Consider the following 13,747-nt stretch of genomic DNA (forward strand, 5'->3'; position numbering starts at 1 on the left):
GATAATTTCTTTCAACCACTTGCATAAACTTGACCTTCATGATAATATAATACATTGCATAATAACGATTAATGTGGATTATTGTTTCCAAAAATAATGACCCACAAGAAAGGCTAGTGGCCGTTAGATCTTAAAGGGGTGAATAGCTAAATGGTACATCCTGTTCAGTATGGGACAAGGGAAAGAATGAGTTTTTCTCGAATTGAAGAAGTATTAGACCTGCCAAACTTAATTGAGGTCCAAACATCTTCTTTTCAATGGCTAATCGATGAGGGCTTGAAAGAGGTATTTGACGATATCTCACCAATCGAAGACTATTCGGGTAATTTAGTTTTAGAATTTGTTGACTACTACTTATCTGATGATCGAAAGTACGATGTAGATGAAGCGAAGGAAAGGGATACAAACTACTCCGCTCCATTAAAAGTGCGGGTTCGATTAATCAATACGGAAACACAAGAAGTAAAAGAGCAAGAAGTTTTTATGGGGGACCTCCCCATTATGACACCTACAGGAACCTTTGTTATCAATGGGGCAGAACGGGTAGTTGTCAGCCAATTGGTTCGTTCTCCTGGAGCTTATTTTAAGGAAGAAACCGACAAGACCGGGAAAAAACTTTATTCAGCAACCTTGATTCCAAACCGAGGAGCCTGGTTGGAGTTTGAAACAGATGCCCAAGGAGTTATTAATGTGCGCATCGACCGGACTCGTAAAATCCCCATTACCATTTTATTAAGGGCTATTGGGGTGGAATCAAACCTTCAAATTACAGAAATTTTAGGGGAGTCTGAAGAGCTTTTAAAAACTTTTGAAAAGGATCCAACTTCAAATAAAACAGAGGCGCTTTTAGAAATCTATAAGAAGTTAAGACCCGGGGAACCCCCAACCTTGGATAGTGCCCAAAGTTTATTTGAAAACATGTTTTTCGACCAAAGACGCTATGATTTAGCAAAGGTCGGACGCTATAAATTTAATAAAAAACTAGCCTTGGCCGAACGAATTGCAGGTTACCGGTCCAAGGATACTTTAGCCAACCCTGAAACAGGAGAAATCATCGTTTCTGAGGGAGAAATGATTACAGAAGAAATTGCCAAAGAAGTGGAAATGGCGGGGTTAAACTGTGTAAATATCATTAAAGACCCCCAAAGAGAAGACGAGGAAGCTCGAGTTTTAACCATCCTAGGCAACAATTTTGTAGACGTAGAGGCCTTCAGTGACCTAGGTATTGATTTTGAAGAATTTGGCATTAAAGAAAAAATATACTACCCCTTGATGCGCGAAATCATTGACCAAGCAGAATCCACTGAAGATATTCGCTCTGAAATTAAGAAAAGACACAAAGAATTATTACCCAAGCATATTATTGTAGATGACATGCTGGCGGCTGTAAATTACGAATTCAATCTTTTCTATGGCATTGGCTATGTAGATGATATTGACCACTTGGGCAACCGCCGTATCCGGTCTGTAGGGGAATTATTACAAAACCAATTCCGGATTGGCTTTTCTAGAATGGAAAGAGTCATCCGGGAAAGAATGACCGTTCAAGATTCTGAAGCAACAACACCCCAATCTTTGATTAATATTCGGCCGGTAACTGCTGCTATTAAAGAATTTTTCGGGTCCAGTCAGTTGTCACAATTCATGGATCAAAACAACCCTCTTTCTGAATTAACCCACAAGAGAAGGCTATCTGCTTTAGGACCTGGTGGTTTAAGCAGGGACCGGGCAGGTTTTGAGGTTCGAGACGTGCATAACTCCCATTATGGACGTATGTGTCCTATTGAAACACCTGAAGGTCCAAACATTGGTTTGATTACTTCCTTAACAACCTATGCTCGGATCAATGAGTATGGGTTCCTAGAAGCTCCCTACCGAAAAGTCGTCAAGGGAGAGGGACGTGTAACCAATGAAATTGAATATTTAACTGCGGATGTAGAATATAAAAACACCATTGCCCAATCCAATGAATTAATTGACAAGGACGGTTATTTTGTCAATGACCGGGTTGTAGCCCGGGGGATTGATGGCGTGGTAGACGTTTATGACTCAAAAATTGTAACCTACATGGACGTATCCCCGAAACAAATTGTATCTGTAGGGACGGCCATGATTCCATTCTTGGAAAATGATGATGCCAACAGGGCCTTGATGGGGTCAAATATGCAACGGCAAGCCGTGCCTCTTTTAACAACTCAAGCTCCTATTATCGGAACGGGAATTGAATACAAGGCAGCTGTGGATTCAGGCGTAGTTATTTTAGCTGAAGATGATGCTGTCATTACAAAAGTTTCTGCAACAAATATTGAATATAAGAGAGATTCGGATGGACAAACCGTCTCCTTTAAACTGCACAAGTTTATTGGGGGCAACCAGTCAACAACCATCAACCAACGGCCTATTGTCCGCAAGGGAGACAAGGTTAAAAAAGGCCAAGTCATTGCTGACGGGCCAAGCACTGACCAAGGTGAAATGGCTTTAGGGAAAAACATCCTGATTGCCTTTATGAACTGGGAAGGTTACAACTACGAAGATGCTATGCTGGTCAATGAAGACTTGGTTATTGATGATGTCTTAACCAGCTTGCATATTGAAGAATATGAGTCTGAAGCTCGAGACACCAAGTTGGGACCTGAAGAAATTACCCGAGACATTCCAAATATGAGCGAAGAAATGCTCAAGGACCTGGATGAAAGAGGAATTATTCGCATTGGAGCTGAAGTCCACCCCAACGATATCTTAGTGGGTAAGGTTACTCCAAAAGGAGAAACGGAACTTTCTGCTGAAGAACGTCTTTTACGGGCTATCTTTGGTGAAAAGGCCAGAGAAGTTCGGGACAACTCCCTACGTCTTCCTCACGGGGAAAGTGGAATTGTTGTGGGTGTTAAAATCTTTACTCGAGAAAATGGGGACGAACTCCAACCTGGCGTCAACGAAATGGTTCGGGTTATTGTGGCCACTAAACGGAAGATTAACGTGGGAGACAAGATGTGCGGGCGCCACGGAAACAAGGGGGTTATTTCACGAATCCTACCCAAGGAAGATATGCCCTATATGCCTGATGGAACGCCAGTACAAATCGTCCTGAACCCTCTAGGGGTTCCCTCTCGGATGAACCTGGGACAAGTTTTGGAAGTCCACCTGGGATTGGCCGCTAAAAAATTAGGTTGGCATGTTGCTACGCCTGTTTTCGATGGAGCCAACGAACAAGATATTATTGACTCCTTAAGAGAAGCCGGCTATCCGGACAACGGGAAAATTCAATTACGGGATGGACGAACTGGGGAAGAATTCAACAATCCAGTAACAGTAGGTTACATGTACATGTTGAAACTTCACCACTTGGTTGATGAAAAGATCCATGCTCGGTCCACAGGACCCTATTCCTTGGTAACCCAACAACCCCTTGGTGGTAAGGCACAATTCGGGGGACAAAGGTTTGGGGAAATGGAAGTTTGGGCCCTGGAAGCCTATGGTGCAAGTCATACCCTCCAAGAAATGTTAACAGTTAAGTCTGATGACGTAGTTGGTCGGGTGCGGACTTATGAAGCCATTGTCAAGGGAGACAATATTCCACAGCCGGGAATTCCTGAATCCTTTAAGGTTTTAATTAAAGAGTTGGAATCTTTAGCTTTACAAATAGATGTTTTAGATGAAGATGGAAATGAAGTGGACCTACAAACAGATGATGAAGAATTGGTTCGCTTAGATCGTCTTGATGGAAAACTAGATGAGGAGGAAGATGTTACAGACTTAATTACAGAGGTAACATCGGATGTACCTGGAAGTATTCGTCGGATATCAGGAGAGGAAACCCCTGATGGCTATGTTGATGAAGAGGATGAAGACGAGGAATACGAAGAATACGAAGACGAAGCAGAAGATCTAGAATCAGACTTTTAAAGTAAAAGATAGATTTAATGGTACAAATGAAAGGAGTATCCTTTGAGCGATCATAAATTGTTTAATTCTATAAAAATTGGTCTAGCTTCACCGGAAAAAATTAGAGAGTGGTCTTATGGGGAAGTCAAAAAACCTGAAACCATCAACTATCGGACTCTAAAGCCTGAAAAAGAAGGCCTTTTCTGTGAAAAAATCTTTGGACCTACCAAGGATTGGGAGTGTAACTGCGGCAAGTACAAACGGGTCCGTTATAAGGGCGTGGTCTGTGAAAAATGCGGAGTTGAAGTTACCAAGGCCAAGGTCCGCCGGGAAAGAATGGGCCATATTGAACTGGCTGCTCCAGTCAGTCACATTTGGTACTTTAAGGGGATTCCATCCAGAATGGGTTTGGTTCTGGATATGAGCCCCCGGGCCCTTGAAAAAATTCTTTACTTTGCTGCCTATGTTGTTACCCGGGTAGACTCGGATGTCAACGCAATTTATCCCAAACAACTCTTAACGGAAATGGAATACCGGGAATTAAAGAGAGAGTATGGAGATAAGTTCAAGGCAGGTATGGGTGCTCAAGCGGTGAAGGAGCTTTTGAAGCAAATTGACCTGGAAAAAGAATCCAAAGCCTTGAAAGAAGACTTGGAAGGGTCTACTGGACAAAAGAGGATCCGTATCACCCGTCGCTTGGAAGTGATTGAAGCTTTTATTCAATCCAAAAATAAACCGGAATGGATGATCCTGGATGTCATTCCAGTAATTCCACCGGATATTCGCCCCATGGTTCAATTGGATGGAGGACGTTTTGCAACTTCAGACTTAAATGACCTCTACCGCCGGGTAATCAATCGAAACAACCGCTTGAGAAAGCTTTTAGATATTGGAGCACCGGATATCATTGTAAGAAATGAAAAGAGGATGCTACAAGAATCTGTAGATGCTTTAATTGATAATGGTCGGAGAGGCCGTCCTGTAACGGGACCTGGAAACCGCCCCTTAAAGTCTCTTTCGGAAATGTTAAAGGGGAAACAAGGCCGTTTCCGTCAGAACTTATTGGGAAAACGGGTTGACTATTCAGGCCGGTCTGTAATTGTTGTCGGACCGGAACTTAAATTCTACCAATGCGGTTTGCCGAAGAACATGGCCTTGGAATTATTTAAGCCCTTTGTTATGCGAGAATTAGTAAAGAGGGAATATGCCCACAACATCAAGTCTGCTAAGCGGATGGTGGAACGGATTCGCCCGGAAGTATGGGATGTTCTTGAAGATGTTATCCAAGACCACCCTGTCCTATTAAACCGGGCCCCTACCCTGCATAGGTTAGGGATTCAAGCCTTTGAACCTGTCCTGGTTGAAGGGAAGGCCATCAAACTCCACCCCTTGGTCTGTACGGCCTACAATGCCGACTTTGATGGGGACCAAATGGCTGTCCATCTTCCCCTGTCAACAGAAGCCCAAGCAGAAGCAAGACTTCTTATGCTGTCAACCAATAATATCTTGGCTTTAAAAGATGGAAAGCCTATTACCACTCCATCTCAAGATATGGTTTTAGGATCTTATTACCTATCTGTTTTGGTTGACGAAAAGCAAAAAGGGGACGGCATGCGTTTTTCAAGTTATGATGAAATGATGCATGCTTTGGAATCTGGCTTTTTACACCTCCATTCCAAGGTATCTGTTCGGAGAAAATTAAACGAACAAGATCCAGGGAAACTGGTTAAATCTACTGTAGGACGGTTTATTCTAAATCAATTCATCCACCAAGACCTGGGTTTTGTGGATCGGGAAAAAGACCCCTATGGATTAGAAATTGACCGGACCATTGATAAAAAACTCTTAGGAAAGATCATTGAAAAAACCTATAAATTACACGGAAACCTGAAAACGGCACAATTCTTAGACGACATCAAGAATGCGGGTTACCACTATTCGACCATTGGAGCGGTTTCTATCTCCATGGGAGATGTCGTTGTTCCGGATTCTAAGCCTGAAATTTTGGAAAAAGCGGACAAGGAAGTGGATAAGTATGAAAAAGCCTTCCGACGCGGTTTAATTTCAGATGAAGAACGCTACGAACATGTTATTAAGATTTGGAATGATGCAACGGAAGAACTAACGGATGCAGTTATGGATACCTTTGACCCCATGAACAACATCTACATCATGGCAGATTCAGGAGCCCGGGGTTCTAAAAACCAAATCAGGCAGTTGGCCGGAATGCGGGGGCTTATGGCATCACCATCAGGTCGAACCATTGAAGTTCCTATTACATCTAACTTCCGGGAAGGACTTTCTGTACTTGAATTCTACATGTCCACCCATGGTTCTCGAAAAGGGCTAGCAGATACAGCCTTGAGAACTGCTGACTCTGGTTATTTGACCCGTCGACTGGTAGATGTAGCCCAACAAGTCATCATTACAGAAGAAGATTGTGGCACAGACCAATATGTAGAAGCCAAGGTCTTTACAGATGGAAATGAAGTTATTGAAGAGTTGAAGGACCGGATTGAAGGTCGTTACAGCTTTGAAGATATTTATGATCCAAAGACCAAGGACCTTATTGTTGGGGCCAATGAAATGATTCACGACGAAGAAGCCGACCGGATTATTGCTTGCGGTATCGAAAAGGTAAAAATTCGTACGGTCTTAGGCTGTAAGTCCAAACATGGAGTTTGTGCCCACTGCTATGGCCGCAACTTGGCCACCAATGACGAAGTAGGAATTGGGGAAGCTGTAGGCGTTATTGCTGCCCAATCCATCGGGGAACCAGGAACCCAGTTAACCATGCGGACCTTCCATACTGGTGGGGTAGCTGCTGCAGCCGATATCACCCAAGGTTTGCCTCGGGTTGAAGAACTATTTGAAGCCCGTAAACCCAAAGGGCTGGCTGTTATTACAGAAATTGACGGAACTGTATCCTTAAGTAAAAATGACCGCAAGAGAGAGGTTATTGTTACTTCTGAAAATGGTGAAAGCCAATCCTATAACATCGTTTATGGGGCTCGAATCAAGGTTAAAGAAGGAGACTATGTCGAAGCCGGGGACGAATTAACCCAAGGTTCTGTTTATCCTCAAGACCTCTTAAGAGTTAAGGGGCCAAAAGGGGTTCAAGAATACCTGGTTAAGGAAGTTCAAAGGGTTTACCGTCTACAAGGGGTAGACATTAACGATAAGCACATTGAAGTTATTGTCCGCCAAATGCTTGGAAAAATTAAGGTTGTAGATTGTGGAGACACAGATTTATTGCCCGGATCCTTGGTTAGCACAGTAGACTTTTATGAAAAGAATGAAGAAGCTAAAAAAGAAGGCTTGGAAGAAGCTACAGGAGAGGTAACCCTACTGGGAATTACCAAGGCTTCTTTAGCTACGGAAAGCTTCTTGTCTGCAGCATCCTTCCAAGAAACCACAAGAGTTTTAACGGATGCAGCCATTAAGGGTAAGCAAGACTACCTGCGGGGTCTAAAAGAAAACATCATCATTGGTCAGTTGATTCCAGCTGGTACAGGAGTCAGAAGCAACGAACATGTTTACCTAAAAGAACAAGACCAAAGAAGTCAAGAAAACATCTCTCTTTTAGAAGAAGAGGAAGAAACAGAAGTCGTTGACAAGACAATTTAAAACTGTTATACTAATTGGGTATGATATTTAGATAATGACTGTTCAATTGAACAGTCATTATCTAATGAAAACACTTTAGGAATATCCCTTAGGGATGCATGAAATTTAAATGATAAGGAGGTGCCTTTATGCCTACTATAAATCAATTAGTACGCAAAGGTCGCAAAAAGGTTGAAACAAAATCTAAATCTCCAGCTCTCGATTACAACTTTGACAGCTTGAGAAAAGTGGAAACCGAAGTTAATTCTCCTCAAAAAAGAGGAGTCTGTGTTGCTGTTCGTACAGTTACACCTAAGAAACCAAACTCAGCACTTAGAAAAGTAGCTCGGGTACGTTTATCCAATGGATATGAAGTTATGGCTTACATTCCAGGAATCGGACACAACCTACAAGAACATAGTGTTGTTTTAATTCGTGGTGGACGGGTTAAGGACCTTCCAGGGGTTCGTTACCACATCATTCGGGGTACATTAGATACCGCAGGAGTGGAAGAACGTCGTCAAAGCCGCTCTAAATACGGTACTAAGAAACCAAAAGCCTAATACATGTACAAGCAAAGTGCAGGATTGTTTAAATCTCATGCATTTTGGCAGTGCGGCAAATAATTGTCGAGTACCTGTGAATTATCTAAATTGTTAAGGAGGGAAGAATTATGCCAAGAAAAGGTCATATTCCAAAAAGAGAAGTGATGCGCGATCCAAAATTTGATGACGTGGTCATTACAAAGTTAATCAACAACGTCATGCTAGATGGTAAAAAGGGTACAGCGCAAAGAATCGTTTATAAAGCATTAGAAAATATTGAAGAAGCAACAGGCGAAGAAGCTTTAGAAGTCTTCTACAAGGCCTTAAATAACATTATGCCTGTTTTAGAAGTTAAGGGACGTAGAATTGGTGGGGCTACCTACCAAGTTCCAATGGAAGTACGTCCAGAAAGACGTCAAACTTTAGGCTTGAGATGGTTAGTCTTATTTGCAAGAAAACGTGGAGAAAAAACCATGGCAGAACGTCTTGCAAAGGAAATTTTAGATGCCTCCAACGGTCTGGGAGCCAGCGTTAAGAGAAAAGAAGAAATGCATCGTACAGCTGAAGCAAACAAGGCTTTTGCTCACTACAGATGGTAATATAAAGTAAGGGAGGAAGACTCGTGCCTAGAGAAATACCTTTAGAAAAAACCAGAAATATCGGGATTATGGCCCATATTGATGCTGGTAAAACAACAACAACTGAAAGAATCCTTTACTACACAGGTAAAATCCACAAAATTGGTGAAACCCATGAGGGTGCAGCACAAATGGACTGGATGGAACAAGAACAAGAACGTGGGATTACAATTACCAGTGCGGCAACAACTGCCCATTGGAAGGGCTACCGCTTAAACATCATTGACACCCCTGGACACGTTGACTTTACAGTTGAAGTTGAACGTTCCTTACGGGTACTAGATGGTGCTGTTGCTCTATTTGACGCAAAAAGCGGTGTAGAACCACAATCTGAAACAGTTTGGCGCCAAGCGGACAAATATCATGTTCCGAGAATTGCCCACATCAACAAGATGGATGTTACAGGTGCAGATTTTTTTAGAAGTGTTGAAACCATTGACAAGAAGTTACATGGGAACCCAATTCCTATTCAAATCCCAATGGGAGCTGAAGAAAACTTCATCGGAATGATTGACTTAGTTACTCAAAAAGCTGAAGTTTATAAAGATGAATTGGGAACTGAAATTGAAATCACCGATGTCCCAGCTGAATACGAAGAAATTGTTACTAAATACCGTGATGCTCTAGTTGAACGCGTTGTAGAATTTGATGAAGAGCTTATGATGAAGTATTTAGAAGGAGAAGAAATTACTGAAGATGAACTCAAATCAGCCATCCGTAAGGGAACCTTGGCCGTTGAAATCACTCCAGTAACTTGTGGGTCCAGTTATAAAAACAAGGGCGTTCAATTATTGTTGGATGCTATTATTGACTACCTGCCATCTCCTTTGGACATTCCAGCTATTAAAGGGGTAGATCCCACTACAGATGAAGAAACAGAACGTCACGCCAGTGATGAAGAACCCTTCTCTGCCTTAGCTTTTAAGATTGTTACCGACCCCTATGTAGGTAAATTGGCTTACTTCCGTGTTTACTCAGGAACATTGGAAGCCGGCTCCTATGTTTACAACTCTACTAAGGGTAAAAAAGAACGGATTGGCCGTATTCTGCTAATGCATGCCAACAAGCGTGTTGAAGTAGAAAAAGTTTATGCTGGAGATATTGCTGCAGCAGTTGGTTTAAAAGACACCTCTACAGGGGATACTCTTTGCGACCAAGCCAATGAAGTTATTCTAGAACAAATGGAATTCCCAGAACCAGTTATCTCAGTTGCTATTGAACCAAAAACCAAGGCATCTCAAGATAAGATGGCCATTGCCCTTCAAAAGTTAGCAGAAGAAGATCCAACTTTTAAAACCTATACAGACGAAGAAACAGGCCAAACCATTATTGCTGGGATGGGTGAACTCCACTTGGATATTATCGTTGACCGGATGTTGAGAGAATTTAAAGTAGAAGCCAACATCGGTAACCCACAAGTATCTTATCGTGAATCCATCTTAAATGAAGCTGATGGTGAAGGTAAATATGTACGTCAATCTGGTGGTCGTGGACAATACGGACATGCCAAGATTCACGTTACTCCGGGAGAACCAGGATCTGGATTTGTCTTTGAAAACAAGATTGTCGGAGGGGCCATTCCGAAAGAATTTATTGGACCAACCCAATCTGGTATCGAAGAAGCAATGCAATCTGGTATCTTAGGTGGATACGAAGTCCTAGATGTGGCTGTAACTCTTTATGACGGGTCTTTCCATGATGTCGACTCATCTGAAATGGCCTTTAAGATTGCAGGTTCTATGGCTTTAAGAGACGCCCTATCCAAGGGGAACCCGGTCTTATTAGAACCAGTTATGAAAGTTGAAATTACCACTCCTGAAGAATATATGGGAGATGTTATCGGAGATATTAACTCACGAAGAGGCCGTATGGAAGGTATGGAACTAGTTGCAGGTGCACAAATTGTAACATCCTACGTTCCCTTGGCTGAAATGTTTGGTTATGCTACAAGCTTGAGATCAAACACACAAGGTCGTGCAACTTATTCTATGCAATTTGACCACTATGAACAAGTGCCAAAGAATATCGCAGACGAAGTACTTGGCGATAAGAAAAAGAATGATTAATTAGGAGGAGAACCATGGCAAAAGAAAAATTTGAAAGAACGAAACCCCACGTAAACATTGGAACCATTGGTCACGTTGACCACGGTAAAACAACCCTAACAGCAGCCATCACCCTTGTACTCAACAAGAGATACGGCTCAGGAGAATTCGTAGACTACTCCAACATCGACAAGGCACCCGAAGAAAGAGAACGTGGAATCACCATTTCCACATCCCACGTAGAATACGAAACACCAAACCGTCACTACGCCCACGTAGACTGCCCAGGCCATGCCGACTACGTTAAAAACATGATCACAGGAGCAGCCCAAATGGACGGCGCCATCCTCGTAGTATCCGCAGCAGACGGACCCATGCCCCAAACCCGTGAACACATTCTACTTTCCCGCCAAGTAGGCGTACCAAAGATCGTTGTCTTCCTAAACAAAGAAGACCAAGTAGACGACCCAGAACTTATCGAATTAGTAGAAATGGAAGTTCGTGACCTCTTAAGCGAATACGAATTCGACGGAGACAACACACCCATCGTAGTAGGATCCGCCCTAAAAGCCCTAGAAGATCCAGACGGAGAATGGGGAGACAAAATCATCAAATTAATGGAAGAAGTTGACGAATACATTCCAGCACCAAAACGTGATACAGAACACCCCTTCCTAATGCCCGTAGAAGACATCTTCTCCATTACAGGACGTGGAACCGTAGCAACAGGCCGTGTAGAACGCGGAGTCGTAAAAGTAAACGACAACGTAGAAATCGTCGGATTAACCGAAGAAAAGAGAACCGTCGTCGTAACCGGCGTAGAAATGTTCAAGAAAATGTTAGACGAAGCCCAAGCTGGAGACAACATCGGAGTCTTACTACGTGGAGTCCAAAGAGACGAAATCGAACGTGGACAAGTACTGGCAGCCCCAGGAACCATCCAACCCCATACAAAATTTGAAGCAGAAGTATACGTACTAACCAAAGAAGAAGGTGGACGTCATACCCCGTTCTTCAACGGTTATAGACCCCAATTCTACTTCAGAACCACAGACGTAACCGGTGACATCCAATTAGCCGATGGCGTAGAAATGGTAATGCCAGGAGACAACGCAACCTTTACCGTAACCCTANCCGCAAGACACGACAAAAGACAAGGGATGCAAAGTATCGCCTCTACTTTAAACGGTCCAAGTCCATCCTACGGAAAAAAGGCAGTCGGCTAAGCCCCGAAGAAAAAGAAAAGCTGGAACTAATGCTTTGGCAAGACAAGGAAATCAAAGAAGCTTATTTCTTAAAAGAACGCTTTTATGACGTCTTAGATGCCTCCAGCAAAGAAGAAGCAAGACAGGCCTTAGACAAGTGGATCTGGACAGCCAAAGAAAGTGAATTAAAGGAATTTAAAGCCAGTATTCGGGCCTATGAAAACTGGAAAGAAGAAATCCTAAACGCCTTTTCCACAGGCATCACCAATGGACAAACAGAAGGCTTTAACAACAAAATCAAAGTGATTAAACGGGTTTCCTATGGGTATCGGAATTTTGAGAACTTTAAGAGTCGCATTTTAATGGTCTTTCGGGCATAAAGAAGGGGCGAGAATAGATCTCACCCCAATATTTGACAAAGAGCCTTTTATTTTATAAAAAGCCTTGCTATCCAATTTAAAACGTGATATTATTTTGATATCAAAATAGATCTCGGAGGTGGATTATGAAAAATGAAGAAAAAGAAATTAAAGAGAAGATTCTCAAGGGACGTAAAATAGGACTCTATGTTCTCCTTGGATACCTCTTGGGCCTAGGACTGGCGGTTATTTATATAATAAGCTATGTAGGCTACGTTAATGAAACAATACCTTATTATGGTGTTGGATTTACTGAAAAACTAGTTTTTATTCTAGCTATCCTCTATATAGGCCTGGCATGGATTATACTATGTGGCTTAAAAATTCTTAGGCCGCAAGAGGCCTATGTTTTTACCGTATTTGGCAAATATATTGGCACTGTAAAAGGAGAAGGATTTTACTTTATCCACCCATTTGCCAGGGCCTTCAATCCTGCTGCTAGTACAAGATTGGGACAAAGTGGCGATGTTAAAGAGGTAAAAAAGCTAGGTCAAGCAGACAAGGGACAAGAGAGAAGTCCAGGAGCCTTAGAAGACAAACGGATTTCTTTAAAGGTTATGACTTTAAATAATAGTAAGCAAAAAATCAACGATTATTTAGGGAATCCTGTTGAAATAGGCATTGCAGTCATGTGGAAGGTTAAGGATACAGCAAAGGCTGTCTTTAATGTAGATAACTTTAAAGAATACCTATCCCTTCAAGCAGATACCGCCTTAAGAAACATTGTCCGTCAATATCCCTATGATGTAAATCCCAACTATAAAATTGACACGACAGGAGATGGAGAACCTGATGACGGGTCCTTGAGAGGATCTAGCGAAGTTGTTGCAAGAAGAATCAAAGAAGATATCCAATCTAGAGTTGAATTTGCAGGTTTAGAAATTGTAGACGCTCGTATTACCCACCTTTCCTATGCTCCAGAAATTGCACAATCCATGTTGGTTAGACAACAAGCATCTGCCCTAATCGATGCTAGAGCTATGATTGTTGATGGAGCTGTAGGAATGGTTGAAATGGCCTTAGATCAATTAGAAGACAAGGGGGTTGTTGACCTGGATGAAGAAAGAAAGGCTGCCATGGTCTCCAACCTAATGGTGGTTCTTTGTGGTAACAGCGAAGTGTCCCCCGTTATTAATTCGGGAAGTCTTTATTAATGACGGCTAAAAAACAAATTCCACTACGAGTTTCAAAAAAGTTATATGAGCAAATTGCTTCCTGGGCAGAGGACGATTTTCGGTCAATCAATGGACAAATTGAATACCTCTTAACGGAATGCGTAAAACAAAGGAAAAAAGATGGGAAGTATGTAGGGGAAACAATTGATCAACCCCTGGATATTGATATAGACTAAGGCTGGAAATTTCCAGCCTTCTTTCTTTAAATAAGGAAGAATCAATCTTGCAGTAT

8 protein-coding genes and 1 pseudogene are annotated in these 13,747 nt (G+C 42.2%); all 9 read left to right on the forward strand.

From position 1 onward, the window contains the following. Window positions 1-150: 150 nt before the first annotated feature. The 9 genes and pseudogenes from rpoB to BQ7400_RS00905 all read left to right on the forward strand — a co-directional run bounded on the left by rpoB (window position 151) and on the right by BQ7400_RS00905 (window position 13,691). Window positions 151-3,903 (forward strand): DNA-directed RNA polymerase subunit beta, encoded by a 3,753-nt coding sequence (gene rpoB / locus BQ7400_RS00865; protein ID WP_072469148.1) that lies wholly within the window; start codon window positions 151-153, stop codon window positions 3,901-3,903. 42 nt (window positions 3,904-3,945) lie between these two features. Continuing rightward, window positions 3,946-7,509 carry a DNA-directed RNA polymerase subunit beta' gene (rpoC, locus tag BQ7400_RS00870; RefSeq protein WP_034440940.1) on the forward strand — a complete coding sequence of 1,188 codons (3,564 nt, stop codon included), beginning with the start codon at window positions 3,946-3,948 and terminating at the stop codon, window positions 7,507-7,509. A gap of 128 nt (window positions 7,510-7,637) precedes the next feature. Continuing rightward, window positions 7,638-8,051, forward strand: a complete 414-nt coding sequence (gene rpsL, locus BQ7400_RS00875) for a 30S ribosomal protein S12 (protein ID WP_034440939.1) — start codon at window positions 7,638-7,640, stop codon at window positions 8,049-8,051. Window positions 8,052-8,161: 110 nt separating this feature from the next. Continuing rightward, complete coding sequence (gene rpsG, locus BQ7400_RS00880) at window positions 8,162-8,632, forward strand: 30S ribosomal protein S7 (RefSeq protein ID WP_034440938.1); 471 nt, start codon at window positions 8,162-8,164, stop codon at window positions 8,630-8,632. Window positions 8,633-8,655: 23 nt separating this feature from the next. Beyond that, window positions 8,656-10,737: an elongation factor G gene (gene fusA / locus BQ7400_RS00885; RefSeq protein ID WP_072469149.1), complete on the forward strand. Its 2,082-nt coding sequence runs from the start codon at window positions 8,656-8,658 to the stop codon at window positions 10,735-10,737. Between the two features lie 14 nt (window positions 10,738-10,751). Then, complete coding sequence (gene tuf / locus BQ7400_RS00890; RefSeq protein ID WP_072469150.1) at window positions 10,752-11,942, forward strand: elongation factor Tu; 1,191 nt, start codon at window positions 10,752-10,754, stop codon at window positions 11,940-11,942. Then, a pseudogene (locus BQ7400_RS10375) lies at window positions 11,906-12,301 on the forward strand (ISL3 family transposase); the annotation flags it as partial. The gene tuf and the pseudogene BQ7400_RS10375, both read left to right, overlap by 37 nt. Window positions 12,302-12,426: 125 nt before the next feature. Continuing rightward, a complete protein-coding gene (locus BQ7400_RS00900; RefSeq protein WP_072469152.1) occupies window positions 12,427-13,494 on the forward strand; it encodes an SPFH domain-containing protein in 1,068 nt (355 codons plus the stop codon). Next, window positions 13,494-13,691, forward strand: coding sequence for a type II toxin-antitoxin system antitoxin (locus BQ7400_RS00905; RefSeq protein ID WP_034441053.1), 198 nt, complete (start codon window positions 13,494-13,496; stop codon window positions 13,689-13,691). Before BQ7400_RS00900 ends, BQ7400_RS00905 begins: the two co-directional genes overlap by 1 nt. Window positions 13,692-13,747 lie beyond the last annotated feature (56 nt).

Source organism: Urinicoccus massiliensis (genome assembly GCF_900120405.1).
Classification (GTDB): Bacteria; Bacillota; Clostridia; order Tissierellales; family Peptoniphilaceae; genus Urinicoccus; species Urinicoccus massiliensis.

What these genes read in the sequence shown, in the direction of transcription:
- rpoB (WP_072469148.1), top strand. Translation starts at nt 151, where the DNA reads ATGGTACATCCTGTTCAGTATGGGACAAGGGAAAGAATGAGTTTTTCT.
- BQ7400_RS00900 (WP_072469152.1), top strand. Translation starts at nt 12,427, where the DNA reads ATGAAAAATGAAGAAAAAGAAATTAAAGAGAAGATTCTCAAGGGACGT.
- rpsL (WP_034440939.1), top strand. Translation starts at nt 7,638, where the DNA reads ATGCCTACTATAAATCAATTAGTACGCAAAGGTCGCAAAAAGGTTGAA.
- rpsG (WP_034440938.1), top strand. Translation starts at nt 8,162, where the DNA reads ATGCCAAGAAAAGGTCATATTCCAAAAAGAGAAGTGATGCGCGATCCA.
- BQ7400_RS00905 (WP_034441053.1), top strand. Translation starts at nt 13,494, where the DNA reads ATGACGGCTAAAAAACAAATTCCACTACGAGTTTCAAAAAAGTTATAT.